A 25,293-nucleotide genomic window follows, 5' to 3' on the forward strand; every position below is an offset into this window, starting at 1 on the left:
CTTTTGTTATTGAGGCTTAACCGAGTTGGGGCATGTGGACCCGCTGGGAGGTACCCGGACTACTGGTAGCCAGGTCCTGCAACAACTACCAGGGGCTGTTGGACCTCGGGGGATTCAACGATCGACTGGATCCCCAGCAGGGTTCCCAAAGCCTCTGCGTTGGCCTTCTGCCCGGGAGCGTTGTAGAAGATCACTGAGGTCTGCTGCGGCAGCCCACCCCAGTTGCCCACGGTGCTCAGGGTCCAGCCGTCGGCTTCCACCAAACCGGCCACCCGGCCGGCCAGGCCAGCAGTGCCGGCGCCGTTGTAGACCGCTACCGGCGTGGTCTTGTCCACCGGGGCTGCGGAGGACGTCGCAGACGGGCTCTCGGAGGGGGTCGGCTCACTGGATGCTGACGGAGCACTGCTGGATTCGCTGGGTGCCGCCGAGGGTGACGAGTCAGTCTGCTGGGGTGCCGGCGTCGAGACGCTGGGCGCAGCACCGGGCGCCACTACGCCGAGGTTGGGAAGGACCAGGAAGGCCACCAATCCGAGGACCAAGGCCACAACCCCAACCGTCAGGACCGGCCACAGGGTGGGGCGGGCGGTCTCCTGCGCGTCGCGATGGACCCCCTGCCGGGAGGTGTTCTGCGGAACCTGGTCGAATTCGTCCTTGGCATATTTGGTCATGGTGAAGCGTTGTCCTTGCTGGTTGCTGCTGACAGATCAGCCTGGCGATTTACGCGTCGGACCCCAAACGACGTGCCGTCCGCGCGCGCTGGCGGGACGTACGTAGTCTACGCAATCTCTTGACGAGCATGGGATCGTGGGCCAACGCGTCTTCAGTATCGATCAACGCGTTCAGGATCTGGTAATAATGTGTGGCCGAGAGATCGAAGAGCTCACGGATGGCTTGCTCTTTGGCTCCTGCGTACTTCCACCACTGCCGTTCCAAGGCAAGCATCTGCTGATCCCGCTCGCTGAGCGGAGAGTCACTGCGTGTCCCGGCCGCGAGGTCTTCGAGCGCAAAACCTGTTGCCTGCGGCGCCATCGGTTCCGGTGCTGGTTCTGCCACGGCACACTCCTTCGACGCTTGTTGGGGGAAAATGTCCTACCCCCATGTTACGGGCGAATAACAACGCTGTCATTCGCCCGGCCGGTACGGCGCGGGAGACAATGGCATGGTGAATGGCGAGGATGCACTTTTTGATCTTGAACCAACGGAGTTGGACGAGGCGGGTTTCGCCGGGCTCCCGGACCGCCCGCTTGAAGAACTGATGGCCCCCGACTGGGCCGATGCACTGCGCCCCGTTGAAAGCCAACTCCGGAGCGCGCTGGCGTTCGTAGCGGCCCAGGCCACGTCCGGGCATCACGTCCTTCCTGCAGCCGACAACCTTCTGCGCGCCTTCAAACAACCCCTCGCGGACGTCAAAGTACTGATTCTGGGCCAAGACCCGTATCCGACGCCGGGACACGCCGTCGGGCTCTCCTTTGCAGTGTCCCGGCAAACCCGGCCCATCCCGCGAAGCCTCGCCAACATCTACCGCGAACTCCACGACGACCTCGGCCTGCCGCCCCGGGTCCACGGCGACCTCAGCGCCTGGACCGGGCAAGGCGTCCTCCTGCTGAACCGCGTCCTGAGTGTTACCGCCGGAAATGCCGGCTCGCACCGCGGCAAGGGATGGGAGGCCATCACGACGGCGGCCGTCACCGCCGTCGCGCACCGCCAGGACGGCGCGGGTCGCCGCCGCCCGTTGGTGGCAATCCTCTGGGGCAAAGACGCTGAGGGGGTGGTGCCGCTGTTGGAGGGAGCGCCCTCCGTCGTGTCCGCCCATCCAAGTCCGCTTTCGGCCTCCCGCGGCTTTTTTGGCTCCAAGCCCTTCAGCCGCAGCAACGACCTGCTGCTCGAACAAGGCTCCGAACCCATCAACTGGGAACTGCCTGCACTGTAACCTTCGACTCATCCCCAGCAGACGTGCAGGCTATTAGCTTAGGCTTACCTACATGGCTGCTCTCCCCGTGACTTCGTCCGCCTCCCGCAAAACCCGCCCGCAGGTCAACCTGACGGTCCTGCGGAACGAACGGCTTTCACCGCACATGGTGCGGATCGTGGCCGGCGGCCCGGGATTCAGCGATTACGCGAACAACGAATACGTGGACCGCTACGTCAAGATTGTCTTCCCCCAACCCGGGGTCGACTACGAGCTGCCCCTGGACCTGTGGGCCGTCCGCGAAACCATGCCCCGCGAACAGTGGCCGCACACCCGGACCTACACCATCCGCTCGGTAGACCTTGAAGCCCAGGAGCTCGCCATCGACTTCGTCGTGCACGGCGATGAAGGACTGGCCGGCCCGTGGGCTGCGACGGCACGACCCGGCGATGCGCTCGTCTTCACCGGCCCCGGCGGTGGCTACAACCCAGCCCCCGATGCCGACTGGTACTTGTTCGCCGGCGACGACGCCGCCATTCCGGCCATCGCGGCCTGCGTCGAGGCACTCGCCCCGGATGCCCGCGGAACGGTGTTCCTTGAGGTAGACAGCGAGGCCGATATTCTGCCGATCGCTGCCCCCGCCAACGTCGAGCTGCACTGGCTGTACCGCAACGGAGTTCCCGCGGGATCCAGTGATGTGCTGCTCGAGGCCCTTCGCACCACCGAATGGCTGACCGGCCGGGTGGACGTCTTCGCCCACGGCGAGCGGGGCTACATGAAGGGCCTCCGCGAGATCTTCTTCGCCCAGCGCGGCTTGGAGCGGTCGCAGGTTTCACTCTCCGGCTACTGGGCTCTGGGCCGCGTGGAAGAAGTGTTCCAGGCTGAGAAGAAGCTTCCCGTCGGACAGATTTAGCTCCTCATACAAAGAGGGCGCCGCATCAGCGGCGCCCTCTTTGTTCTTCGTTGTCAGGTCCCTAACGCCGCCGCACCCTGCGCCGCTCGTTGCTGGAAAGTCCCTTGGTCAGCGGCCTGGCAAGGTTGTCGCCGAGCACAATGCCGGCGGCTACGCCCATGACGATGGCCGCGGCGTTGAGCATCCCACCGGCACCGACCAGGATGTCTCCCTCTTCGACGGTCAAAACATACATTGATCGGAATATGGTGAGTCCGGGAAGCAGGATCAACGCTGCCGGAACGGCGACAACCAGCTGCGGGGCACCGAGTTTGAGTGCCACAACCCGGCCCAGCAGACCGATCACCACCGCCGCAACGGCGGGCGAAAGACGGTCGCCGAGTCCGGCTGCACCGGCCCCCCACAAAACGAAGAAGCCCACGATGCCGACTGCCGCCGTCGGGAATAACAGACGCATTTGCGTTTGTTCGGTGACGCCGATGGCCACCACCGCGATAGCGATGAGGATCGCGCGTCCCCACAGTGGATACGCGTCGGGGAATGTGTCCGTGACGTCCAGGACGGCATTGCCCATCAGCGTTCCGACGACGACGGCGACACCAATTCCTGCCACGATCGCCCCGAACGTCAGCGCAGTGGAAAGGAACCGGCCCGCCGCCGTGACCGGGAAGCCATTGATCGCGTCTTGAACCGAGGAAACGAGTCGACCGGTGGGAAGCAACAGCAGGATTCCGCCCGCCACCACAATGGAGGGAGCGATGTCCACACCTGCCCAGCGGAGCATCAAGGCGATAAACGTGACAAGGAACGCGCACGCCATGGTGTTGAAGAAGTCCGCAGTCCTCCACCGGGCAAGTTGCCGGGAAAGCAGGCTGATCAGGATGTTCGAACCAAAGGCCACGGCCGACGCGCCGAGCCCACCGCCCAGAACGCCGACAAAGACCGCCGAGAAAATGCCGAAGGCTATGGTGACCATCCAGCGTGGGAAAGGCTTGGCGCTTCGGATGATCTCATTCAACCTGCGCACAGCTTCGTCGCGGCCGACTCCCCCGGCCACGATATCCGTGACCAGTTGGTGAACTTGCGCCAGGCCGGCGTAGTTGTTGGTCCAGGAGCGTACGACGCGGAGCAGCGTGATGGGCGTCTGGTCCTTGGGTGCGTAGTTGATGGCCACCGACTGGTTGGTGATGTCCACTTCAACGTTCTTCAAGCCGAGCGCGGCCGTCACGGCGATCATGCTCGTCTCGACCTCAAGGGCACCAGCACCGTAGCGGAACATGACCTCAGCCAAATGCAGGGCGAAGTCGATGGTCTTGCGGGCGGAGGCATCCACGCCCACCACCTGGATGGTGGGGTTGGCGTAAGGGCTGCCCGCCAGGCGGTCCACGATGTTCATGGGCGCCGTGGGCGGGCTGTCCCCCTGGACCAGCCGCATGAGCATGCGTTTGGCGTTGACGTTCTGCCGTACCTGTGAGGGCCGCAGCGGTTGGGTCTTGGGCAAACCGTCGGTATGGGGTCTGCTGGTGGACCCCTCGGGGCGTTCAGTCACGCAGTGATCCTCCCTTGGTTTGTTTGATTAGCGGTTCCCCCGAAGTTTTCCTACGACTGGCAATTTCTCAAGTGGTAATCGTCCCAGTACTGTCTGGGCGGCTCCTGCGAGCTTCCTGGCCGCGCGGTAGGCGTTGAAAATGAGCGGGTTCACGGGGGCCACGAAGTCCCCTACCAACTGGACCACTTCGCCGCCGAAGCCCTTCTTGAATTCGTAGCCGCCGTGGCCGGTCTCGTCCTGGCCTTGGATGCCGAACGTGCCGTAGAAGTTGTAGCGCGAGTATCCGTTGTTCAGCGCGTGCAGCATCATGCCCCAGTACAGCGACGTGGCGCCGTTGAAGTAGATGTAGTCCTGCACGGTGCCACCGATGACACACACCAACTCATCGCCCGAGCAGGCAAAGTGGATGGCAGCAACGGTCGCCACGCCCACGGAGTCCGGGAAGCGCTCAATGTCCTTGAGGCTGCGCTCATAGCTGTCCACGAGGTCCTGGACCACCTTGACGCGGTTGGCTTTCTTCTTGCTGCCGGTCTCCTCGACCTCGCGCTTCAGATCAGCCAGGGTCTTGGACTCGGCATCCAGGCGTTCGGTAATGGACGCGCGGTACTCGGGGATGTTGATCTTGGCCATCATGAGCTTGGTGAACTCATCCGAGGTGTTCCGGAGCAGGTGCTCGTAGTACTCGCGTTCGCGGTACGTGAAGCCCTTCTCGTCGCCGGCGGTGCTCAGCGCATTATAGAAATCATCCAGCGTTTCAAGCGTGGCCTGTTCCAGGTAGACGCCGTTCTTCTCGGCTTTCCGGATGGCCTTGCGGGTTCGGTAATTCATGCCCATAATGAGCTCTTCGGAATCGGCGATCCCTTCGAGCTGCTTGATGAACATCCAGTTGATGTTGGCGAAGTTCATCTCGAAGCCCTGGTGCTTGAAGCCCAGCCCCTCAAGTTCCTTGAGCAGGGGACGGTTGTCTTCCACCTCAGGGTGCTCGGCGCCTTCTTCGTCCCGTGCTATGTAGCGGATGTTGGGCGAGATGCGCAGCTCGGCGGCCTTCTTCGAGGCCGCGTGCTTCTTTAACTGCTCGACGACGAAGCGCACCACTGCGGCGTCGGCGTAGTCCATCAGTGGTCCCTTGGCGCAGTCGCACACCTTGTAACCGAAACGGTTGCTTGTGTAGACGAGCTTCCCGGCAGCAATCACGCTGCCGCCGCGGGTGACGCCGAAGAGCTCAACTTCCTGTCCCCGGGCGCGCTGGAAACGGGTCAGGTCCATGGATTGGATGAAGCTCCCCTGCGGGTGTCCCTTGGCGAACGTCTCGAAATCAGCGTCACTGAGAATCACGAATTCCATGTCGGTTCCAGCCTCGATCGAAGTCAATGAAAATACCTCACCTATAAGTAGATTTGCACCCGTTGGTGGCCGGGGCGGGCCTGGAGTTTACTTGCGGGCGTTGCCTGGCTATCAGTAGAACTGACCGCCAGTGCGCATGGTTTCGAGCCTTCTGAACACCTTCTCAGCACCCTTGAGCCACAGCTTGTAGCGGATTGGTCCCAGCACGAGGTCGTAGCAGCCCACAAAATCCGTGACGGTTTTGGTGAAGCTTGTCTTGAACGACCCCAGTCCGTAGAGCGGGTGGGTCTTGTCCTTGATCCGGGCGGCAGGGGGTGTGCCGCAGAAATCGTATTCAACGCAACCGAGTTCCTGCATGCGCTGGATCGCCGCCCACTGGACCAAGTGCGAGTCACCGTACTGTTTGCGGTTCTGGGTGGAACCGCCGTCCTTGTACGTTGCCTTGGAACCGTAGTTGATGACGAAAGCGCCAACGCTCGGTGCGCCGTCCTCGTAAACGAAGAAGAAGTGACCCTGGCCCCGGCTGCTGAACTCTTCCCAAAACGTGGAGTAGTACTCGTAGCTCCGCAGCGGCATGGCACCCTTGGCGTTCATGGTGTTCTGCATGAGGGCGTAGAGCTTGCGGTAGCTGTCCTCGCCCGGCTCCGCCTGCACAACCTCGCAGCCTTCACGCTCGGCCCTGCGGACTGCGTTGCGGGCACGCGAGGAGATGCTCCTGAGTACTTCATTGGCCGGTGCTGAGATGTCCAGTATCGCCGTGGAGTCGTTGGACTGGATATTGGGAGCCTTGACCAGGCCGGTGGTCTTCAGTTTCCCCGCAACCTCGGGTGAATCCACGACGTCCGGTTCGATCTTGAGGGCGAAGACGTTCATCTTCTGTTCCTTGGCCAAGGTGGAGATGGCCGTCAGCGCAGGGCCGATGTCGTCCACGGCCGCAACATCAGGCCCTTTGATGAGATACCAGAGTCGACCCAGCACCGGAAACTTCTTCTCCAGGAGCAGGTTGTAGCTGGTGTAATCGGAGCTCTCCACCACCAGGCGACGGACCAACCAGCCGTTGCCGTCCTTGACGGCGGCGTAGGCGTCCGACTGCAGCATGTTGCCGCCGTTCGGATTGGCCGTAACGTGTTTGTCCCAGTTGTCGATTTCCTCGGCGGTGGCAAAGCGGGCGGTAAATTCTCGCAAGGTGGCCGTGTCCAATCTCAGGGTTTTGGTGCAGTGTTCAAAAGCGTGGTGCGCATGCGGCATGCAGCCCCAAGTCTATCGGGCCAAGCGAAATCGGCGACTCCGGCTGGGACGGGGCGCTAAGAAGCGGCTCGTCTGATCCCGCAGGCAAAGAACCGCCAAAGCCGGGCACCGTGAGGAGAAGAGGTGCAGGGCTGGAGCGCCTCCTCTCTTCCGGCGAAGGAAACCTTGAGCAGCCAAACCTGAAGCTGACGATGGCATCGTCAAGGTGGAAAGCAGACGGCGGAAGGCAATGGCCCTACTGAATGCATGGATCCTATGCGTGGCAAATCCATATCCTTTTCGTATTCGCCCGAAGCACCGGCTGTGGCATCAGTGGCCCCAGTGACGGAACCTTGGTCTCGATTGGATCTGCTCCCTCAGCCCGCACCTGCTCCTGCTCCTGCTCCAGCTCCTGCTCCAGACCAAGGCCTTTTCCGCCTGCAGCATCGCTCACCTTAAGAGACCTCGGAGCCGGTCCGCCGGATCCGGAAGCACCGTACAGCACAGCAAGACACGAGTACCTCCCGCGCTCTGGATTAGTAAGCCGGTGAGCGCACCCGCGATATAGGACAGCGACGCCGTCCGGCCCCGGGCCAAACTGAACGCGGCTAAACCCGAGGGCTTGCACACCTGCTGGGTAGGCAGTAGGCGGGTGCCTACAATCGGATCTGGTCCGCGCTCTCCAAATGGATCGCCTTCGGTTGCTTGCCGAGTTCCCGCTGGCCGCTGACGAAGCGGTCCGCGTTGGCGAGCCGGCTGAGGCTCAGTCCTGTCAGGTCCGCGATCTGCCCAATGGGAACCTGGAAAGTCCGGAAAGGTCCCAACGGGGGTGGTTCGCCTTCCAGGAGCCGCTGGTCGATGGCCCTCTTCAGCTCGACCTTGCTAAGCAGCGGCGACTGGTCCAGGACGAAACCGACGGCGGCCAGCTTGGCGTCGTTGGTCCAGGCCGCGATCTTCCAGAACTTCCGGGGAATCTGGACACCTCGATAGGGCTGGTCGTCGTCAAGGAAGACGGGTCCCGTGAACACACTGAGCTTGGCGTCGTGGGCGTCCGCGTGCCCCAGCACATGGTCTTCAAGTCCAACCCAGAGCTCCTTGCCCTGGTTGAAGTCATCGACCTGTGGCGCAGCGTTCGTGAAGGCAAACGTGTCTTGGTTTGCCTTCTTGGCTGTGGCCGCATCGCCCCACACCGGGTCCAGGCGTCTGACCAGGTGCCCGCGGTCGAAGGCGTTGTTTTTGTAAACGTCCGGACCCGCCTGCTGTTCCCTGGGAATGCGGTCATCGAAATGCCACGTCCCCTCGCGGGCCAAAGGATTCAGTTCCGCGCCGCTGATGTTAACCCCCACGATCGCCGCGAGCTTCCGGGCAGCCCGGAAACGCACGGAGAAGTGGATGTAGTCCAAAAGGATCGTCGTTGCCGACGGACTGGGCAGCTCGAGGCGTGCCCGCAAAAAATCCCTGTCGTATCCCCCGCTCATGGATACAGCATGGCACTAGCTACTGACAGTAAACAGACTCAGCATTCGACGACGTTGACGGCGAGGCCGCCCATCGCGGTTTCTTTGTATTTATGGGACATGTCCTTGCCCGTTTCGCGCATGGTCACGATCACCTCATCGAGCGAGACCCGGTGTGTTCCGTCGCCCCACAACGCCATCTTCGCGGCGTTGATCGCCTTCGCCGCAGCGATCGCGTTCCGCTCAATACACGGAATCTGCACCAACCCGCCGATCGGATCACACGTCAGCCCCAGGTTATGCTCCATCGCGATCTCCGCCGCGTTCTCCACCTGACCCGGGGTACCACCCATCACCTCAGCCAGGCCAGCAGCAGCCATCGACGACGCCGACCCGACCTCGCCCTGGCACCCCACCTCAGCACCGGAAATGGACGCCTGCTCCTTATACAACACCCCCACCGCACCAGCAGCGAGCAAGAACTTCACCACCACATCATCCCGGTCCTGCTGCGTGGCCTTGTCCATGCCCGGCGCGTAATTCAACGCGTAATACAGCACCGCCGGAATGATCCCCGCAGCCCCGTTGGTCGGCGCCGTCACCACACGCCCACCGGAGGCGTTCTCCTCATTGACCGCCAACGCGATCAGGTTCACCCACTCCTGCCAATACTTCGGATCGTTCCGGTCCTTGTCCTCCTTCAGGAGCCGCTCCAGCCAGTCCGGTGCACGACGGCGAACCTTCAAACCACCCGGCAACACCCCTTCACGCTTCAGGCTGGTTTCAACACAAGCCTCCATCACCGACCAGATATGCAACAGACCCTCCCGGATCTCCTCCTCCGACCGGGACGCCCGCTCATTGATGAACATGATGTCGGAAATCCCCAAGCCCTTGGACTGGCACCGGCCCAACAACTCCGCCGCCGTCCTGAACGGCAACGGCAACTCCTTCTTGGACTCCTCAAGCTCTTCCCGGGCCGCGTCTTCCTCGCCCTCCCGGACAATGAACCCACCACCAACCGAGAAGAACGTCGCCTCCCGCAGCACATTCCCCTGGGCATCGGACACAGCAAACCGCATCCCGTTCGTGTGCCGCGGCAACACCGTCAAGGGGTGCAGGATCATGTCTTCCACCGCGTAGGTCACCTCCACACCCTCACCGGAGGCACCCGCCAGGTTCAGCACACCCGTCTCCGCGATGGACGCCAAACGCTCCTCCACCTGGTCGGGAAGGATTTCCGCGGGATCATAGCCCTCCAACCCCAACAACGTCGCCGTCATGGTCCCATGCCCACGACCCGTCGCAGCCAACGACCCATACAGGTCAACCCGCAACGACGCCACTGAATCGAGGACACCAGCGTCCCGCAACTCGCCGGCAAACACCGCCCCGGCCCGCATCGGCCCCACGGTATGGGAACTCGACGGGCCAATACCCACAGTGAACAGATCGAAAACACCAACAGCCATAGCCGTGATTCCTTCATAAAGCTTGAGATGTCCCGGCAGATGGTCCTGCCGGATGGCCGTTCCCGCTTGTGGCGGAAGGCGACCGAAGCACGACGCCGGATGGCCCCCAAAGGCGGCAACCCGGCGTCGCAAATTATTCAGTTACTACATTCCCACGCTACGCCACTGGGTGCGTGCGTGGGTTGCCCCATGGAACGGACGCCTTACCCCGATTCGGGGCTTAGCTGCCAAACATGCCGTGTGAACGGCACATCCAGCAGCGAACCCCCGAAATGGACTGCGGGCGCCGTAGGGAGCTAGGAGAGGTCTCCGCCATTCTTGGAGGCGTATTCCTCGGCCGAGAGCAGCGGGCCGTCGGATTCAGCAGCGACCTTGAACAGCCAGCCGGCACCGTAAGGATCGTTGTTGATCAATGCGGGGTCGGAAACAACGGCGTCGTTGATCTCCGTGACCTCACCTGTGACGGGCGAGTACAGGTCCGAGACGGACTTGGTGGACTCAACTTCGCCACAGGTCTCGCCTGCAGTCACGGAAGAACCGACCTCGGGCAGGTCGACGTACACGATGTCACCCAGTGCGTCGGTGGCAACCTCGGAGATGCCGACGGACACGAGGTTTCCTTCGCCGCGGGCAACCCACTCGTGCTCGTCGGAGTACTGAAGTTCGGGCGCTACTTTGGGCATTCTGTTTCCTTTACGTGTAGTGGCTACATCTAATGGTGGGGCGTGTGGTGCGGCAACGAATTCCTCCGCGTGCTGCTCCTTCGTCGCTTTGACGCACGCTTCCGGAATCCGCTGTGAAACCGAGATCCGGAAGCGGGCGTCCAAGGCAGCATCGCGTCCGCTCAGCGGGCGTCTAAGCGACCGAGCCCGCAGAGGATGTCGGTTTCAAAGAAACCAGAACCTACTTTTGGCGCTTGTAGAACGGCAGTGCGACGACTTCGAACGGCTCACTCTTGCCGCGGAGGTCAATGTCCAGCGCGGTACCAAGCTCTGAGTGCTCGACGTCGACATAGGCCAACGCTACCGGGTAACCGAGCGTCGGGCTCGGCTGGCCGGAAGTGACTTCGCCAACCACTGCGCCGTCCTTGAGGACCGGGTAGTGGCCCCGTCCGGCTCGACGCCCCAAGCCTTTGAGGCCTACGAGCTTGCGCCCGCTGGTGGAACCGGCACCGTCGGCCTTCAACGCAGCGAGGGCGTCCTTGCCAACGAAGTCGCCTTCCTTGGAGAGCGCAACGACGGGCCCGAGCCCTGCGGCGAAGGGGTTGCCTTCGCGGGAAAGCTCGTTGCCGTAGAGGGGCATGCCTGCTTCGAGGCGCAGCGAGTCACGGGAAGCCAAGCCGGCGGGGATAAGCTCACCTTCATCCGCGACGGCGGCAATGGCCTGCCAGAGGGCGGCCGCGGATTCGTTGGGCACGAAGATTTCGAAGCCGTCCTCGCCGGTGTAGCCAGTGCGTGCCAGGAGCAGGTCCTGGCCGCTCCCTGCGACCAGGAAGGTCACCTCGACGGCGGCGTAGTACTTCAGTTCCGTCACCAAAGAGTGCTGCTCCGCAGGCACCAGGCGCAGGAGGATTGCTTCCGCCAGAGGACCCTGGACGGCGATGAGCGACGTCTCGGCGGAGGCGTCCTCAACCACCACGTCGAACCCTGCAGCGCGCTCCAGCAAGGCCTCGGCCACGACCTTCGCGTTGCCGGCGTTCGGCACTACGAGGAACTTGTCCTGGCCTTCAACGGGAGAGGGGCGGCGGTAGGTGATGAGGTCATCGATGATGCCGCCGTCTTCCTGGCAGATCAGCGAGTACTTGGCTTTGCCCTCGGCCATGGCGGAGATCTTACCCACCAGGGCGTAGTCCAGGAACGCAGCGGCTTCGGGACCGGTGACCCAGACTTCGCCCATGTGGGAGAGGTCGAACAGACCGGCGGACTTGCGGACGGCGTGGTGCTCGGCCAGCTCGGAGGAGTACTTGAGGGGCATCTGCCACCCGCCGAAGTCCGTGAAGGACGCGCCGAGCTTCTTGTGCTCTTCATAGAGCGCGGTGTAGTTCTCAGACATGACCAGTCCTTAGTTCTCGAAGTCTTCGATCGGCGGGCAGGAGCAGACCAGGTTGCGGTCGCCGGCTGCGCCGTCGATGCGGCCAACGGGCGGGAAGTACTTGTCCTGCTTGAGGTGGTGGACCGGGAACGCGGCCTGCTCGCGCGGGTACGCGCGGTCCCAGTCGGAATTCACGACGGCGGCCGCCGTGTGGGGCGCGCGGCGAAGCGGGGAATCCTGCACGGAGAAGTCACCGGCAGCAACCTGGTCGATTTCCTTGCGGATGGTGATCATGGCTTCGATGAAGCGGTCGATCTCGGCCAGGTCCTCGGACTCGGTGGGCTCCACCATGAGCGTACCTGCTACCGGGAACGCCAGGGTGGGTGCGTGGAAGCCGAAGTCGATAAGGCGCTTGGCCACGTCCTCGGCAGTGACGCCCGTCTTGGCGGTGAGCTCGCGGAGGTCCAGGATGCACTCGTGCGCCACGAGTCCGCCTTCGCCGGTGTAGAGCACCGGGAAGTGGTCGTTGAGGCGGGAGGCAATGTAGTTCGCAGCCAGCAGCGCGGACTTGGTGGCTTCGGTCAGGCCCTGGCCGCCCATGAGCTTCACGTACGCCCACGAGATCGGGAGAACACCGGCGGAACCGAAGCGGGACGCCGAAATCGGGACGTCGTTGCCCTCAGTCCAGGACGCCGCGTCACCGGGCATGAACGGTGCGAGGTGTGCCTTGGCAGCAACCGGGCCAACGCCGGGTCCGCCGCCGCCGTGCGGGATGCAGAAGGTCTTGTGCAGGTTCAGGTGGGACACGTCGCCGCCGAACTTGCCCGGCTGCGCGAGCCCGACGAGTGCGTTGAGGTTGGCGCCGTCGATGTAGACCTGGCCGCCGGCCTCGTGGATGGCATCGCAGACTTCGCGCACGTCGGCGTCGTAAACACCGTGGGTGGACGGGTAGGTGATCATGATGGCCGAGAGCGCGTCCCGGTGGGCTTCGATCTTGTTCTTGAGGTCCACGTGGTCGATGGTTCCATCGGGAGCAGTGGCGACGACCACTACCTTCATGCCGGCCAAGACTGCCGAAGCTGCGTTGGTGCCGTGGGCGGAAGCCGGAATGAGGCAGACGTTGCGCTGCTCGTCTCCGCGGGACAGGTGGTAGCCGCGGATCGCCAGCAGGCCCGCGAGCTCACCCTGGGAACCGGCGTTCGGCTGGATGGAGACCTGGTCGTAGCCGGTGATCTCGGTCAGCTGTGCCTCGAGATCGGTGATCAGCTCGCGCCAGCCCTCGGTCTGGGAATCCGGAGCGAACGGGTGGATGGAGGCGAACTCCGGCCAGGAGATGGCTTCCATTTCAGCCGTGGCGTTGAGCTTCATGGTGCAGGAGCCCAGCGGGATCATGGTGCGGTCCAGCGCGAGGTCCCGGTCAGAGAGCTTGCGGATGTAGCGAAGGAGCTGGGTTTCTGAGCGGTGGGTGTTGAACACAGGGTGCTGCATGAAGTCGCTGGTGCGCTCAACGGAACCATCGAGCGCGAAGCCTTCAGCGGCATCGGCGACCGAAGCGCCAAAGACATCGAGGACGCTGCCGACAATCTCGGAAGTGGTGGTCTCATCAACAGAAATTCCAACCGTGTCAGCGTCAACGCCACGCAGGTTGATGCCCTTGGCCTCGGCTGCGGCGACGATCCCGCCTGCCTTGCCGGGGACGCGGACGGTGATGGTGTCGAAGAAGGAACCGTGAAGGACCTCGACGCCGGCAGCCTTCAGTGACGCTGCAAGGACGCGTGCGTGGCCGTGGGCGGTTTCGGCGATCGCCTTCAGGCCCTCGGGGCCGTGGTAGACGGCGTACATCGAGGCAACGATCGCGAGGAGCGCCTGCGCGGTGCAGATGTTGGACGTGGCCTTCTCGCGGCGGATGTGCTGCTCGCGGGTCTGCAGCGCCAAGCGGTAGGCGGGGACACCGGCGTCGTCCTTGGAAACGCCCACCAGACGGCCGGGCATGGAACGCTCCAGACCCTTCTGGACGGCCATGTAGGCGGCGTGCGGGCCGCCGAAGAACAGCGGAACGCCCAGGCGCTGCGCGGAACCGACGGCAATGTCGGCACCCTGCTCGCCCGGAGGGGTGATGAGCGTCAGGGAAAGAAGGTCGGCGGCGACCGTGACCAGCGCGCCGCGCTCCTTGGCCTCCGCGATCACGGCGGAGTGGTCGAACACGCGACCCGAAACGCCGGGCTGCTGGAGGACGACGCCGTTGATGGCACCTTCCGGGAGGCCGGTGGAGAGGTCGGCGACCTCAACCTCGAAGCCGAGCGCCTCGGCGCGGCCCTTGACGATGGCGATGGTCTGCGGGAGGCAGTCGGCGTCGAGGACGGTTTTGCCATCCTGGACGGCCTTGTTCTTATTGGCGCGGCGCATCATCAGGACGGCCTCTGCTACTGCGGTTGCTTCGTCCAGCAGTGAGGCGTTGGCGATCGGCAGGCCGACCAGGTCCTGGACCATGGTCTGGAAGTTCAGGAGTGCTTCGAGGCGGCCCTGGGAAATTTCCGGCTGGTAGGGGGTGTAGGCGGTGTACCACGCCGGGGACTCAAGGATGTTGCGGCGGATCACCGGCGGCGTCACGGTATCGAAGTAGCCCTGGCCGATCATCTGGACGGCGGTCTTGTTCTTGGACGCGAGCTTGCGCAGCTCAGCAAGGACCTCAACTTCGCTCAATGCGTTCTGCAGGGTGAGGGCGACGTCCTGGCGGATGTCGTTCGGAACGGCGGTGTCGACCAACGAATCGACAGTGTCGTAGCCGACGGACTTGAGCATGGTCTCGATGTCGGCCTGGCGGCGGGCGCCGATATGCCGATCGACGAAGGTGGTGGAGGCAGAACTAACCGTCACGAAGGAACTCCATTACTTGGGCGGCGTTTGGGTACGCCACAGCGGCTGGGTTCCTCCCCGCTCTGTATTGGACCTGAGAGTTTCCGCGCGTTGCGTGAGCAATCATCGCTTGCACCGTCGGTGAGCACAGCACTCTTTCACCCTTGGGGTGGGCTGAGCGCCTGCTGCTTTCCAGAGTTGCCTCGCCGCGGCGGTGCGTGGGCCTGAGAGATTCCTGGGGAGGGTTTGCTCCTACGGCGCCTGCATCACGTGCTTGCAGGACTCTCCCGCCGCAGATCAAAGGCATTTTCAGTTATGTATGACCCCGTTCAGGGCAGGCCACAAAGGTTAATTGTCCTACGTGTCGGGCACCGCCGCAAATGGGTGACCTGCTACTTCCGCAGCCGCTCGAGGACTCCCAGCAGGATTTCGACGTCGGCTTCCCGTCCTGCGTTGCCGTCGTCCTGGCCACCTTCGAACATTGCGTTGAAATAGAGGCCATCACCCATGTAGCTGACTGCCTTGGCCACCTCCGGACCGACGTCTTCGGCCAGGACATCCAGCCACCGCTGTTGAATGGCGGCAAACCTGCGGCGCGTTTCTTCGTGGGCTACTTCGGCCAGCCTGGTGGCAGCTACAAAAGCCCGGTCCATGGGTGTGCCCGCCCAGAGCGAGGAGCGGATGAAATAGGCAGCGGAGCCATCGGGCGCAGCCTTCATCAATTCCGTGTCCTCGTCGGCCAACAGGTCCAGCCGCTCCAGAAGGGCCGTAATCAGGGCCTCTTTGTTGGGGAAATGGTAGAGCAGCCCACCTTTGGATACCCCGGCGCGCTTGGCAACGGCGTCGAGCGTGGCAGCACGCTCCCCCACCTCAATCAGGAGGGCTTCGAAGGCATCCAGGACAGCGTCCCGGGCTACTGGTTTTCGTGGCATGTGTCCATCATTCCCTAAAGGCTCGCTGGGTTGTATTTGAAACTATACCGTCTGGACGGTACAGTAAGAGTCATGTTCTCGCCGTCCTCAACCCAAGCACCCCGTTCCGCTCGTCCCACGATGGGCCCGGCAGCACCGTGGCGCGATTGGACGGCACTGGCACTCCTGATGTTCCCGGTGCTGCTGGTGGCCGTCGACAACACCGCGCTCACCTTCGCCCTGCCTGAGATCGCCCGCTCCCTTGACGTGGGCGGCGTCCAATTGCTCTGGATTGTTGATGCCTACCCGCTGGTCCTCGCGGCGCTGCTCGTTTCCATGGGCAATTTGGGCGACAGGATCGGACGACGGCGGCTATTGCTGATCGGCAGCACCGGCTTCGCGGCGGTTTCGGCTGCTACGGCGTTCGCGCCTTCCGCTGAATGGCTCATTGCCGGACGCGCGGGCCTTGGCGTCTTCGGCGCCATGCTGATGCCCTCCACCCTCTCCCTGATCCGGAACATCTTCACGGATCCCAACCGCCGCCGCCTGGCGATCGCCGTCTGGGCTGCCGGTTTCTCCGGTGGTGCAGCGCTCGGCCCGATTTTCGGCGGCTGGCTGGTGGAGCACTTCTGGTGGGGTGCCGTGTTCCTGGTGGCAGCCTTCCTGCTCCTGCCGCTGTTGGCGTTCGGCCGGGTGCTGATTCCGGAGTCCAAGGATGCCAATCCTGGCCGGGTGGACGTGCCCAGCATTCTCCTGTCCGTGGTCACCATGGCACCGTTCGTTTACGGCATCAAGGAATTCGCGGTGCATGGTTTCGGCGCTTCCGCGGCTGCGTTCATGGGCTTCGGCTTGGTGATGGGCATTCTGTTCGTGCGTCGTCAGCAGCGCATCGACAACCCCATGCTTGACGTTGCCCTGTTCAAGAACAAGGTGTTCAGCACGGCAATCGTGGCGAACGTCTTGTCCCTGTTCTCCATGACGGGCTTCATCTACTTCTTCGCCCAGCACTTGCAGCTTGTTGAAGGGCAGTCCCCCATGGAGGCAGGCATCGCCATGATTCCGGCCCTCCTGGCAACGATCATCGCAGGACTGCTGGTGGTTCCGCTGGTCAAGCGTGTCCGGCCCGGGTTCGTTGTGGCCGCCGGCCTGACGCTCAGCGGTGTGGGCTATTTGATCGTGGTGGTTGGTGACCATGGCAGCGGACCGGTGTTCCTGTTGTCGGCCCTGACCGTTCTGGCGGTCGGCGTGGGTGCCGCGGAGACCATTTCCAATGACCTGATCCTGGCCTCGGTTCCCGCCGACAAGTCCGGTGCCGCCTCGGCCATCTCCGAGACCGGTTACGAACTGGGATCACTCCTGGGTACGGCGGTGCTTGGCTCGATCCTCACGGCTTCCTACCAGCACAACCTGGTCATCCCGGACGGCATCTCGGAGCAGGCCGCCGGGAATTCCGCCGAGACTCTCGCTGGTGCCGTTGACGCGGCGTCCGCACTCCCGGCCCCGTTGTCGGAGGCGCTGACACATGCCGCCAGGACAGCTTTCGAGTCCGGCGTCCACATCACTGCGGCGATTGGGCTGGTACTGATGGCTGGCGCGGCAGTGCTCGCCGCCGTCGTACTCCGGCGTGTGCCGAAGGCGCAGTAAAGGACACGGCGCCGAAGGCGCAGTGAAGGCGACAGAAGCCCGGGTTGCTCCAGCGACCCGGGCTTCTTACTGCCGGATGGGGGGCTAAACCGCGCTGTTGAGAGTGGACCCCAGGCCCAGGCCGCGGGTGATACCGCCGGTGGTTGCGGTGGCCAGGGCTGACAAGTAGTCGTTGCGGCGCCTGGCGGTGATGCGTGATTCCGGTTCGAAGGCCTGCCCCGGGCTGTCCGCGTAATGGGCGGCCAGGCCGTCGCGCATGAGCCGGATGCCCTCGGCCCGCTGCTGCGATACAGCGGCGTGCGTTGAGCCCAGTTCCTCGGCCAGCTCTTTGACCGAACGCCCCGCCAGGTAGATCTCCTGGATCACGAAGCGCATCTTCTCCGGCAAAGCCTCCACGGCGGCCCGAAGGTACTTGATGCGTTCATCGGCCAGGACGGAGTGCTCCGGAGATTCGGCGGGTGAGGCCACCGTGTCCGCGACGACTTCGTCGAGGGAGGTGAGGGTTCGCGAAGCATCAACCAACGCGGCTTCAACGTGGCTGCGTTCCACGCCCAGCGCCGACGCCATCTCGGCGACAGTGGGGGTTCGACCCAGCACGCCCGTCAGGGTCTCCTGGACGACCGTGGTTTCCTTGATCCGTTTGCGGGCTGAGCGGGTGGCCCAGTCGCCGGCGCGCATCTCGTCCGCGAACGCACCCACAATCCGGCGGCGCGCATACGCTCCGAAAGGAACGCCGAGGTCCGGATCGAACGAATCGGCTGACGTGATGAGCGCCAAGGATCCAACAGAAGCAAAATCATCGCGCGACAAATGAGTGGCGCGCGCGCACAGGTCAGAGACCAAATAACCAACGAGCGGAAGGTGCTGCAACACCAGCTCGTTGCGCTGTTCGCGATTCAAAGGTGAGTCCCCCCATGAGACCGGATTTATTGAGTTGCAAGAACCTGGCATGCTGGGTCCCGGGGGCCGCAAAGAAAGCTGACACAGCGACGTTGAGGGAGTTCATTCAGGTACGTGTTCAGTGAACATATCACCTGAAAACGACTCTGCGTGTACGCTCAACACAAGTAATGACAAACCCTGCCAAATCGTGATTTTGGCGGGCCATAAAATGAAGTGGGGAACCGTGGGGGCGGACGAGCTATCGGCAACGCTGTGGCGCGAGCGCAGGCAAATTGATTTCCTGCTGTTCCTTCTCGAAACGCAGCTCCTGCATCTCAAGGCAGGGAATTGGCACCGGCTGAACTTCACTGCCTCCGAGCTTGAGAAAGTCCTCGAAAATCTCCGGTTCGAATCACTGGCACGCGGCGTTGAAGCGTCAGCTTTGGCCGCGGAATGGAAGGCGCCGGATCATTTCTCGCTTCCTGCCCTCATTTCGATAGCACCGCCGGGAATCTGGCCTGAGCTCCTTGAGGATCACCGCGGCGGCATGGTTGCCCTGCTGACTGCTATTGACGACGCCGTTGCGGCCAACCTGGCGCTGTTGGCGGGTTCCACGGACCCCGAACCTGGTCCCTCGCTCTCGCGGTCGGATGGTCCTGGTCTTTCAGGTGACCCGGACGATCTGGCGCATCTGACCCGGGATGCCAATATTCAACGTGCCGCAGCAGCGACACGGGGCGCCTCGCTGCCGACGTTGAGGGACTTCCTGGGCTTGGCCTAGTTTCCCGGCCGCCCCCTCGCGCGTCCCACGCCCGGCGCCTCACTGGCAGGCCCAACCGAGCGTCCCAAAAAACCCGACGAACGGTGAGAGAGCGTCCCGAAAAACCCGACGAACGGTGAGAGAGCGTCCCGAAAAACCCGACAAAAGGTGAGAGAGCGTCTCAGTCGGTGGTCGGAGCGGGTGGTCGGAGTGCCGCCAGCAGTTCCTCGGCCTCTGGGCCGGCCTGCGTTGCCGCCAGGTTTGCCGCGGCGATGGCCGCCACCACTTCGCTCCGCTGGATGGACACACCCCGGGGTGCTTCGATCCCGATCCGCACGCCGTCGCCGCGCCCTTCCATGACGGTAATGACAATGTCATCACCGATCATGATCTTTTCGCCCGGCTTACGCGTCAGTACCAACATGCTTTCAATGTACCTTTCCAAGAGCCGGCGCGGTGGCCGGACGTCCGTCGACCCAGCCGACGGGAATACCGAGGGTGTCCACCGTCTCCGGACTCGCGGTTTCCGAAGCACCGATCACGGCAAGGCCGGTCACTGCGGTTGACTCCCGTGCCAGGACATCCTGCAATGCCTGAACCCACATCCGGGTGTCCTCAGGCTTACGTCGGGCGTCGGCAACGATCCACAGCTGGTCGGCGGCCAGATCCGCAATGAGGGCGCCCTTGTCCGGCACGTCACGCGGACGCCCAAGACCGAAGGCGACCACCACGGTCTGTCCGGTCAGCACCGCCTGGGCGCGGGCCGCCGTCGCACTTTTCCGCCCTTGCACGTGCAGGTGCCCAAAGGCGCTGAGCCCGCCGCCAGTGCGCACGTCCGAGCCGCCGGCCGCGATGGACATTTCCAGGGCTGGTCCGAGGGCGTCATCGCCAAGGCCCAGGAGCACGATGAGGTTGCCGTCACCCGTCAGGGGTTGCGGAACGCGGACAGCGTTCGACGGCGGCAGCGGCACCGGAGCGGGCAGGGGCGCCTCCGCCTCCTGCAGTTCCTTGCCGAGCTGGTCCAGCAAGCCCGCAAAGTCCGGCGAGGCCGTGGACACCGGAGCGGGCGCAGGTCTGTGGAGGTCACGTTCGGCGGCGTCGGCACGTTCCAGGAGGGCCGCAATGGCCGGACCGTGAAATTCATGGATGGGGCCGGATACAGGGCCGGCAGCGGAAGCTTCCGGAACACCCGGGACGGCCGCAACTTCCACTGTGGCCTCAAACCTGGCAGCGGCGAACAACCCCACGATGCCCGGATTGGTGACTTTCTCGGCAGCAACAATCCGGGCCCCGGGGCCGTAGTGCTGGAGTGCCTTTGCCCGAATGGCCTCCAATGAGGCGCCGCTAAGCTTGTAGCGCTTCTGCATAGCGGACCACCCCCACGGTTTCGATGCGGATGTTGGCAGACGTCACTTCGCGGTAGGAAAGAACGGGAACACCGCCGTCGGGAGCTGCTACGAGGCGGCGGATAGCAGGGCGCAAGGCCGGCGCGCACACCAGCACGGCTTCCCGTCCTGCAGCGGCCGCGTCGTCAACGGCGGACTTCAGCGAGGTCAGGACGCCGTCGAGCTTCGCCTGGCCCATGACAATCTGGGTTCCGCCTTCGCCCGGTCGCATATCCTCCAGCATCGACTGTTCCAGCAGCGGATCGATCATGATCACGTTGAGCACTGTGCCGTCGAGGTACTTGGTTGCCAACACCGGTCCCAGTGAGTGCCGGGCGGACTCGATCAGCGTTTCGGGATCGGTGGAGACCTTGGCCCGCAGCGCGAGTGTCTCGTAGATCCGCGGGAGATCGTTGATGGGGACTTGTTCTTCCAGGAGGCCCTGCAGCACGCGTTGGATTTCGGCCAGGGACAGCAGGCTGGGCGTGAGTTCTTCGACCGCGGACGGGCTCTGTTTGCGGACCCCCTCAGTGAGCACGCGGACGTCTTCACGGGTCAAGAGCCGGGCGGCGTTGGCCGCGATGATCGAGGACAGGTGCGTAACCAGCACGGACACGCGGTCAATTACCGTTGCCCCCGTCATTTCCGCGCTGTGGCGCATCTCGGTGGGAACCCATTTACCGGACAACCCAAAGACAGGTTCCACGGTCGCCGTGCCAGGGAGGGCGTCCAGGAATTCGCCCAAGGCGAGCAGCTTGCCCGACGGCGCCACTCCCCTGCCAGCCTCGACGCCGGCGATGCGAATGGCATAGGTGGAGGGCGGCAGGTCCATAGCGTCCCGGGTGCGGACGGGCGGGACCACCAGTCCCAGTTCCATGGCGATCTTGTGCCTGAGGGAACGGACACGTGCCAGCAAGTCATCGGAGGCTCCGGAGACGATATCCACCAGGTCCGGAGCCAGCAGGATCTCGACGGGATGGACGCGCATGTCTTCCATGAGCCGTTCGTTGGGATCTTCTTCCACTGAACCGGCCGCCACGGCCTCGGCGTCCTGTGCCGCCGCCTGGAGTTTCTGCTGCGTAACTACCCGCCGCGAGGCGAGGACCAGCAGTGCTCCCACCAGCACGAACGGAAGGATAGGCATGCCCGGAATGAGCGCCATGGCTCCGGCCGCCAGCCCGGCTATCAGGAGAGCGTTGGGCGACTGCATCAACTGAGAAGACGCTGTGCGGCCCATGTCTTCTTCGGCGTTGGACCGGGTGACGATCATGCCGGTGGAGACGGCCATGAGCAGGGCGGGAATCTGGGTGACCAGGCCATCGCCCATGGTCAGGAGGCCGTAGGTGTTCAGGGCATCGCCGGCGTCCATGCCGCGCTGGAGCACGCCGATGGCGATGCCGCCCACAAAGTTGATGATGATAATGATGATGCCCGCGATGGCATCGCCCTTCACGAACTTCGAGGCACCGTCCATGGCACCGTAGAAGTCGGCCTCGGCGGAGACCTCTGCACGGCGTTTACGGGCCTCGGCGTCCGTAATGAGACCGGCGTTGAGGTCGGCATCGATGGCCATCTGCTTGCCCGGCATGGCGTCCAGGGTGAATCGGGCCCCCACTTCGGCAACACGTTCCGCGCCCTTGGTGACCACCACGAACTGGATGACCACCAGGATGAGGAACACCACGGCGCCGATGATCAGCGAACCGCCCACGGTGACCTTGCCGAAGGCCTCGATGACCTGCCCGGCGAAGCCCTGCCCCAGGACCAACCGGGTGGATGCGACATTGAGCCCCAGCCGGAACAGGGTGGCCACCAGAAGCAACGACGGGAACACCGAGAAATCCAAGGGCTTCTTGACGAACATGCTGGTCAGCAGGATCAGCAGTGCCAACAAGATATTGCAGACAATGAGGAAATCGAGCAGCGGCGCCGGCAGCGGAACAACCAGCAGCAGCACAATTCCTACGATGCCAACGGGCACGGACAGCCGGGCAAACCTAGTGTTCTTCATGCCTGGAAACTCTCTTTCATGCGGTGGATTCCCCGTGCGGTTCCCCGCGTCTTCAGCGACATCACGAACGCCAGTACTGCGGCCACTGAACGGTAAAGGTCCACCGGGATCTCCTGTCCCAGCTCGCACGCCGAGTGCAGTGCCCTGGCGAGGGGAATGTCCTGGACCATCGGTACGCCCTTCGCTTCGGCTTCTTCCCTGATGCGGGCAGCAATCAGTCCCGCTCCCTTGGCCACGACGCGAGGCGCCGATTTGCCGGCGTCGTACTTCAACGCAACTGCCACGTGCGTCGGGTTGACCAGCACGACGTCGGCGTCCCCGATCGCGCCGATCATGCGGTTGCGGCTCATGCTCAGCTGCCGCGAACGCCGTTGGGACTTGATGAGGGGGTCGCCGTCGGTGTTCTTGTTCTCGTCCTGGACTTCCTTCTTGGACATCCGCGTCTTCTTGCGGTTGCGGCGCATCACCACGAAGATGTCCGCTGCGGCCAGGACCAGGCCGGCGGCCACCGCGAACTGGATGAGCGCGCCGATTCCCCCGGCAGCGGCTGCCAGCACACCGGCGACCGGCAGTCCACCGGCCGTCAGCAGCACGGGCATGAGGCCCTGCACTACGGCGTACAGGACAAGACCGACGACGGCGGTCTTCAGCAGCGCTTTGACGCCTCCCCACAGTGCCTGGCCGCCGAACATCCTCTTGAACCCGGCCAGCAGGTTGAAATGCTCGAACTCGGCACGGAACTTCTTGAAGCGAATTCCGCCCTGCACTGCAGATCCGGCCAGGACCACCACCGTGACAACCAGCAGCAGCGGTCCCAGGATTCCGGCCAAGGAGCCCAGCCCTGCCTCGAGCGCGGCCACTGCTTTGGCGGGGTCGGGCTCGGCCATGACGCTCTTCACCGTGAACAGTTGGTCCACAGCAGCGTTGGATGCGTGACCGATGGTGGCCGGGAGCATGGCAGCTGCCGCCCCCACGGCCAGCCAGGCCATGAGGTCCTGGGACCGGGAGAGCTGGCCCTTCTCCCGAACCTCGCGCATCCGCTTGTCCGTGGCTTGTTCAGTCTTCTCCTGTGAATCCGCCACTAGCCCACTCCCAACAGGGTTTTGGCCGCTTGTTCCGCGAGCGTCGCGACCAGCCTGGGCAACGCGAGGAACAGGAAACCTGCCAGCGCCAAGGTGATGAAAATCTTCAACGGGAAGCCCAGCGCGAAAGCGTTCAGGGCCGGTGCGACGCGCGTCAGGAGGCCAAGTCCGACGTCGGCCAGGACCAGGACCACCAGCAAAGGACCTGCGATCTGGACAGCTGACAGGAACATCCCCGTCAGGGCACCGATCATCGCCGCGACCGGCTGGCCGAGATCGATATCCCCGGCCAGCGGTAGTGCCTTGAAGCTTCCCGTGAGGCCGCCGATGACCATTTGGTACCCGTCCGAGGCAAAGAGCAGGGCCAACGCTGCCATCTGCATCAACCTGGTGAACTGGGCGCCGTTGACCATCATCTGGGGGTCGAAGGCCTGTGCCATCTGGAAACCGCTGAAGAGATCCACCAGGCTGCCCGCGGACTGGATCGCGGCGAAAATCACCATCACCAGGAAACCAAGGAACAGGCCTGTGACCAGCTCAAGGACAACAGCCAGCACGAAGCCTGCCGTGTCTTTGGGCACCGCGTCCACGGAGAGCCGCTGCGAGACTGCCAGGCCCAGCCCGATACCCAACATCGCCTTGATGCGGGCCGGAATGGCGTGGTGGGCGAACGGTGGAGCGACCACCAGGAAGGCCGTCATGCGGACCGAGGCCAGCAGCAGGACCTGGATCCACGACTGGTCGATGGGAATGTCCACCTCACGCTCCGCCGATCAGTCCTGGGATGCGCGCGAACAGCTCGTTGGTGAACGCGACCATTTCCGAGATCATCCAATGACCACAGACCACCAGTGCGATGGCGACCGCCACAGCCTTGGGCACGAAGGACAGCGTGGCTTCCTGCAATTGGGTAATGGATTGCAGGAGGGAAATGGCCAGCCCCACCACCAGCGCGGTGATGAGCGTTGGCGCGGCCAGCTTGGCGGCCACGATCATGGCCTGGAGGCAGATATCCAGGACGGCATTGGTATCCATCAGCCGCTCGAATAGCTCTGGATCAGGGAGGTAACCACCAGTCCCCAACCGTCCACCAGGACAAACAACAGGATCTTGAACGGCAGCGAGATCATCACGGGAGGAAGCATCATCATGCCCATGGACATCAGTGCTGCCGAGACCACGAGGTCGATCACCAGGAAGGGGATGAAGATGACGAATCCGATGATGAACGCAGCCCGGAGTTCGGAGATCATGAACGCCGGAACCAGCGTCTGGAACGGGACCGATTCGGGGTTGGCCGGGTTGGCCATGTCCGCGGCCCTGGTCATCAAGGCGATGTCCTCTTCACGCGTGTGCGCGAGCATGAAGTGCTGCAGCGGGGACCACCCTGCGGCCATTGCGCCGTTGAAGTCCAGGCCGCCATTGAGGTACGGCTGCACCGCCACCGTGTTGATGTCCGAGATCACTGGCCACATGACGAAAAGGGACAGAAAGAGGGCAAGGCCTGCAAGGACCTGGTTGGGCGGAATCGCCGGAAGGGACAGGGCATTCCGGGTCATTGCCAGGACCACGAAAATCTTGGTGAAAGACGTCATCATGAGCAGCAGCGCCGGGGCCACGGAGAGCAGGGTGATCCCGATCAGGGTGACAATGGCCGTGGAGGGTGTCCCATCCAGGCCGTTGATATCGATGCTGACGTTCCCGCCGGAACCCGGAGCCGCCGGTGGGGTGGGCGGCGTCGGTTGGGTGGGGTCTATGGGCGTGGCATGCCCGGCGGCCACGCCCAGCCACATGAACGCGCCCGTGAGCAGGGCAACGGCGAGCACGGCCAACCCTCTCCGGGCGGCCACGCGGTGCAGG

The 25,293-nt window shown here is 63.6% G+C and carries 23 protein-coding genes and 1 riboswitch; of the genes, 4 read left to right on the top strand and 19 right to left on the bottom strand.

Annotated elements, in window-relative coordinates; genetic code table 11:
• Window positions 1-59 precede the first annotated feature (59 nt).
• Both QF015_RS05730 and QF015_RS05735 read right to left on the bottom strand, forming a co-directional pair.
• Entirely contained in the window at window positions 60-668 is a 609-nt protein-coding gene (locus QF015_RS05730; RefSeq protein ID WP_310202230.1) for a LytR C-terminal domain-containing protein, read from the bottom strand.
• Between the two features lie 49 nt (window positions 669-717).
• The gene (locus tag QF015_RS05735) at window positions 718-1,053 is read right to left on the bottom strand and encodes a DUF3263 domain-containing protein (RefSeq protein WP_090820458.1); all 336 of its coding nucleotides are present in this window, start codon (window positions 1,051-1,053) and stop codon (window positions 718-720) included.
• Between the two features lie 106 nt (window positions 1,054-1,159).
• Between QF015_RS05735 and QF015_RS05740 the strand changes: the two genes are divergently transcribed.
• Both QF015_RS05740 and QF015_RS05745 read left to right on the top strand, forming a co-directional pair.
• Complete coding sequence (locus tag QF015_RS05740; RefSeq protein WP_310202232.1) at window positions 1,160-1,930, top strand: uracil-DNA glycosylase; 771 nt, start codon at window positions 1,160-1,162, stop codon at window positions 1,928-1,930.
• Between the two features lie 52 nt (window positions 1,931-1,982).
• A complete protein-coding gene (locus QF015_RS05745) occupies window positions 1,983-2,822 on the top strand; it encodes a siderophore-interacting protein (RefSeq protein ID WP_310202234.1) in 840 nt (279 codons plus the stop codon).
• Between the two features lie 61 nt (window positions 2,823-2,883).
• On the opposite strand, the gene QF015_RS05750 is transcribed toward QF015_RS05745, so the two are convergent.
• From QF015_RS05750 to QF015_RS05790, 9 genes are all read right to left on the bottom strand, one after another.
• Window positions 2,884-4,371 (bottom strand): threonine/serine ThrE exporter family protein, encoded by a 1,488-nt coding sequence (locus QF015_RS05750; protein ID WP_429387662.1) that lies wholly within the window; start codon window positions 4,369-4,371, stop codon window positions 2,884-2,886.
• A gap of 27 nt (window positions 4,372-4,398) precedes the next feature.
• A complete protein-coding gene (locus tag QF015_RS05755; protein WP_429387815.1) occupies window positions 4,399-5,715 on the bottom strand; it encodes a peptidoglycan bridge formation glycyltransferase FemA/FemB family protein in 1,317 nt (438 codons plus the stop codon).
• 111 nt (window positions 5,716-5,826) lie between these two features.
• Entirely contained in the window at window positions 5,827-6,915 is a 1,089-nt protein-coding gene (locus QF015_RS05760) for a lipid II:glycine glycyltransferase FemX (protein ID WP_310202488.1), read from the bottom strand.
• Between the two features lie 683 nt (window positions 6,916-7,598).
• Window positions 7,599-8,420: a DNA/RNA non-specific endonuclease gene (locus QF015_RS05765; RefSeq protein ID WP_429387664.1), complete on the bottom strand. Its 822-nt coding sequence runs from the start codon at window positions 8,418-8,420 to the stop codon at window positions 7,599-7,601.
• A gap of 38 nt (window positions 8,421-8,458) precedes the next feature.
• The gene (locus QF015_RS05770) at window positions 8,459-9,871 is read right to left on the bottom strand and encodes an L-serine ammonia-lyase (protein ID WP_429387666.1); all 1,413 of its coding nucleotides are present in this window, start codon (window positions 9,869-9,871) and stop codon (window positions 8,459-8,461) included.
• Window positions 9,872-10,167: 296 nt separating this feature from the next.
• Complete coding sequence (gene gcvH, locus QF015_RS05775; RefSeq protein ID WP_310202244.1) at window positions 10,168-10,554, bottom strand: glycine cleavage system protein GcvH; 387 nt, start codon at window positions 10,552-10,554, stop codon at window positions 10,168-10,170.
• A gap of 220 nt (window positions 10,555-10,774) precedes the next feature.
• Window positions 10,775-11,923 carry a glycine cleavage system aminomethyltransferase GcvT gene (gene gcvT, locus QF015_RS05780; RefSeq protein ID WP_429387669.1) on the bottom strand — a complete coding sequence of 383 codons (1,149 nt, stop codon included), beginning with the start codon at window positions 11,921-11,923 and terminating at the stop codon, window positions 10,775-10,777.
• 9 nt (window positions 11,924-11,932) lie between these two features.
• On the bottom strand, window positions 11,933-14,779 hold the full coding sequence (gcvP, locus tag QF015_RS05785; RefSeq protein ID WP_429387670.1) for an aminomethyl-transferring glycine dehydrogenase: 2,847 nt from the start codon (window positions 14,777-14,779) through the stop codon (window positions 11,933-11,935).
• Between the two features lie 181 nt (window positions 14,780-14,960).
• A riboswitch (glycine riboswitch) is annotated at window positions 14,961-15,058 on the bottom strand.
• A 92-nt stretch (window positions 15,059-15,150) separates the two neighbouring features.
• Window positions 15,151-15,690, bottom strand: a complete 540-nt coding sequence (locus QF015_RS05790; protein ID WP_310202250.1) for a TetR/AcrR family transcriptional regulator — start codon at window positions 15,688-15,690, stop codon at window positions 15,151-15,153.
• A 72-nt stretch (window positions 15,691-15,762) separates the two neighbouring features.
• On the opposite strand from QF015_RS05790, the gene QF015_RS05795 reads away from it, so the two are divergent.
• Entirely contained in the window at window positions 15,763-17,313 is a 1,551-nt protein-coding gene (locus QF015_RS05795) for an MFS transporter (RefSeq protein ID WP_429387672.1), read from the top strand.
• Window positions 17,314-17,397: 84 nt separating this feature from the next.
• Here the strand turns inward: QF015_RS05795 and QF015_RS05800 are convergent, their stop codons facing one another.
• Window positions 17,398-18,213: a sigma-70 family RNA polymerase sigma factor gene (locus QF015_RS05800; protein WP_310202255.1), complete on the bottom strand. Its 816-nt coding sequence runs from the start codon at window positions 18,211-18,213 to the stop codon at window positions 17,398-17,400.
• Window positions 18,214-18,424: 211 nt separating this feature from the next.
• On the opposite strand from QF015_RS05800, the gene QF015_RS05805 reads away from it, so the two are divergent.
• Entirely contained in the window at window positions 18,425-18,976 is a 552-nt protein-coding gene (locus QF015_RS05805) for a hypothetical protein (RefSeq protein ID WP_310202257.1), read from the top strand.
• Between the two features lie 160 nt (window positions 18,977-19,136).
• Here the strand turns inward: QF015_RS05805 and csrA are convergent, their stop codons facing one another.
• From csrA to fliP, 7 genes are read right to left on the bottom strand one after another with little or no spacing between them, the layout of a single operon-like run.
• A complete protein-coding gene (gene csrA, locus QF015_RS05810) occupies window positions 19,137-19,379 on the bottom strand; it encodes a carbon storage regulator CsrA (protein ID WP_310202259.1) in 243 nt (80 codons plus the stop codon).
• A gap of 4 nt (window positions 19,380-19,383) precedes the next feature.
• On the bottom strand, window positions 19,384-20,322 hold the full coding sequence (locus tag QF015_RS05815) for a hypothetical protein (protein WP_429387675.1): 939 nt from the start codon (window positions 20,320-20,322) through the stop codon (window positions 19,384-19,386).
• Complete coding sequence (locus tag QF015_RS05820) at window positions 20,300-22,351, bottom strand: flagellar biosynthesis protein FlhA (protein ID WP_429387678.1); 2,052 nt, start codon at window positions 22,349-22,351, stop codon at window positions 20,300-20,302. Before QF015_RS05820 ends, QF015_RS05815 begins: the two co-directional genes overlap by 23 nt.
• The gene (locus QF015_RS05825; RefSeq protein WP_310202264.1) at window positions 22,348-23,433 is read right to left on the bottom strand and encodes an EscU/YscU/HrcU family type III secretion system export apparatus switch protein; all 1,086 of its coding nucleotides are present in this window, start codon (window positions 23,431-23,433) and stop codon (window positions 22,348-22,350) included. The genes QF015_RS05820 and QF015_RS05825 overlap by 4 nt, the downstream gene beginning before the upstream one ends.
• The gene (locus QF015_RS05830; protein ID WP_429387681.1) at window positions 23,433-24,191 is read right to left on the bottom strand and encodes a flagellar biosynthetic protein FliR; all 759 of its coding nucleotides are present in this window, start codon (window positions 24,189-24,191) and stop codon (window positions 23,433-23,435) included. The genes QF015_RS05825 and QF015_RS05830 overlap by 1 nt, the downstream gene beginning before the upstream one ends.
• A 1-nt stretch (window position 24,192) precedes the next feature.
• Entirely contained in the window at window positions 24,193-24,468 is a 276-nt protein-coding gene (gene fliQ / locus QF015_RS05835) for a flagellar biosynthesis protein FliQ (protein ID WP_144652555.1), read from the bottom strand.
• Window positions 24,468-25,226: a flagellar type III secretion system pore protein FliP gene (fliP, locus tag QF015_RS05840; protein WP_310202490.1), complete on the bottom strand. Its 759-nt coding sequence runs from the start codon at window positions 25,224-25,226 to the stop codon at window positions 24,468-24,470. The genes fliQ and fliP overlap by 1 nt, the downstream gene beginning before the upstream one ends.
• Window positions 25,227-25,293 lie beyond the last annotated feature (67 nt).

This window comes from Paenarthrobacter sp. TE4293, assembly GCF_050435325.1.
GTDB classification, from domain to species: domain Bacteria; phylum Actinomycetota; class Actinomycetes; order Actinomycetales; family Micrococcaceae; genus Arthrobacter; species Arthrobacter nitroguajacolicus_C.

Coding starts and splice junctions, on each gene's coding strand:
- csrA (WP_310202259.1), bottom strand. CDS start 19,379: ATGTTGGTACTGACGCGTAAGCCGGGCGAAAAGATCATGATCGGTGAT.
- QF015_RS05730 (WP_310202230.1), bottom strand. CDS start 668: ATGACCAAATATGCCAAGGACGAATTCGACCAGGTTCCGCAGAACACC.
- QF015_RS05820 (WP_429387678.1), bottom strand. CDS start 22,351: ATGAAGAACACTAGGTTTGCCCGGCTGTCCGTGCCCGTTGGCATCGTA.
- QF015_RS05740 (WP_310202232.1), top strand. CDS start 1,160: ATGGTGAATGGCGAGGATGCACTTTTTGATCTTGAACCAACGGAGTTG.
- QF015_RS05755 (WP_429387815.1), bottom strand. CDS start 5,715: ATGGAATTCGTGATTCTCAGTGACGCTGATTTCGAGACGTTCGCCAAG.
- fliP (WP_310202490.1), bottom strand. CDS start 25,226: ATGTGGCTGGGCGTGGCCGCCGGGCATGCCACGCCCATAGACCCCACC.
- QF015_RS05795 (WP_429387672.1), top strand. CDS start 15,763: ATGTTCTCGCCGTCCTCAACCCAAGCACCCCGTTCCGCTCGTCCCACG.
- QF015_RS05745 (WP_310202234.1), top strand. CDS start 1,983: ATGGCTGCTCTCCCCGTGACTTCGTCCGCCTCCCGCAAAACCCGCCCG.
- QF015_RS05765 (WP_429387664.1), bottom strand. CDS start 8,420: ATGAGCGGGGGATACGACAGGGATTTTTTGCGGGCACGCCTCGAGCTG.
- QF015_RS05770 (WP_429387666.1), bottom strand. CDS start 9,871: ATGGCTGTTGGTGTTTTCGATCTGTTCACTGTGGGTATTGGCCCGTCG.
- gcvH (WP_310202244.1), bottom strand. CDS start 10,554: ATGCCCAAAGTAGCGCCCGAACTTCAGTACTCCGACGAGCACGAGTGG.
- QF015_RS05805 (WP_310202257.1), top strand. CDS start 18,425: ATGAAGTGGGGAACCGTGGGGGCGGACGAGCTATCGGCAACGCTGTGG.
- gcvT (WP_429387669.1), bottom strand. CDS start 11,923: ATGTCTGAGAACTACACCGCGCTCTATGAAGAGCACAAGAAGCTCGGC.
- QF015_RS05790 (WP_310202250.1), bottom strand. CDS start 15,690: ATGCCACGAAAACCAGTAGCCCGGGACGCTGTCCTGGATGCCTTCGAA.
- QF015_RS05815 (WP_429387675.1), bottom strand. CDS start 20,322: ATGCAGAAGCGCTACAAGCTTAGCGGCGCCTCATTGGAGGCCATTCGG.
- fliQ (WP_144652555.1), bottom strand. CDS start 24,468: ATGGATACCAATGCCGTCCTGGATATCTGCCTCCAGGCCATGATCGTG.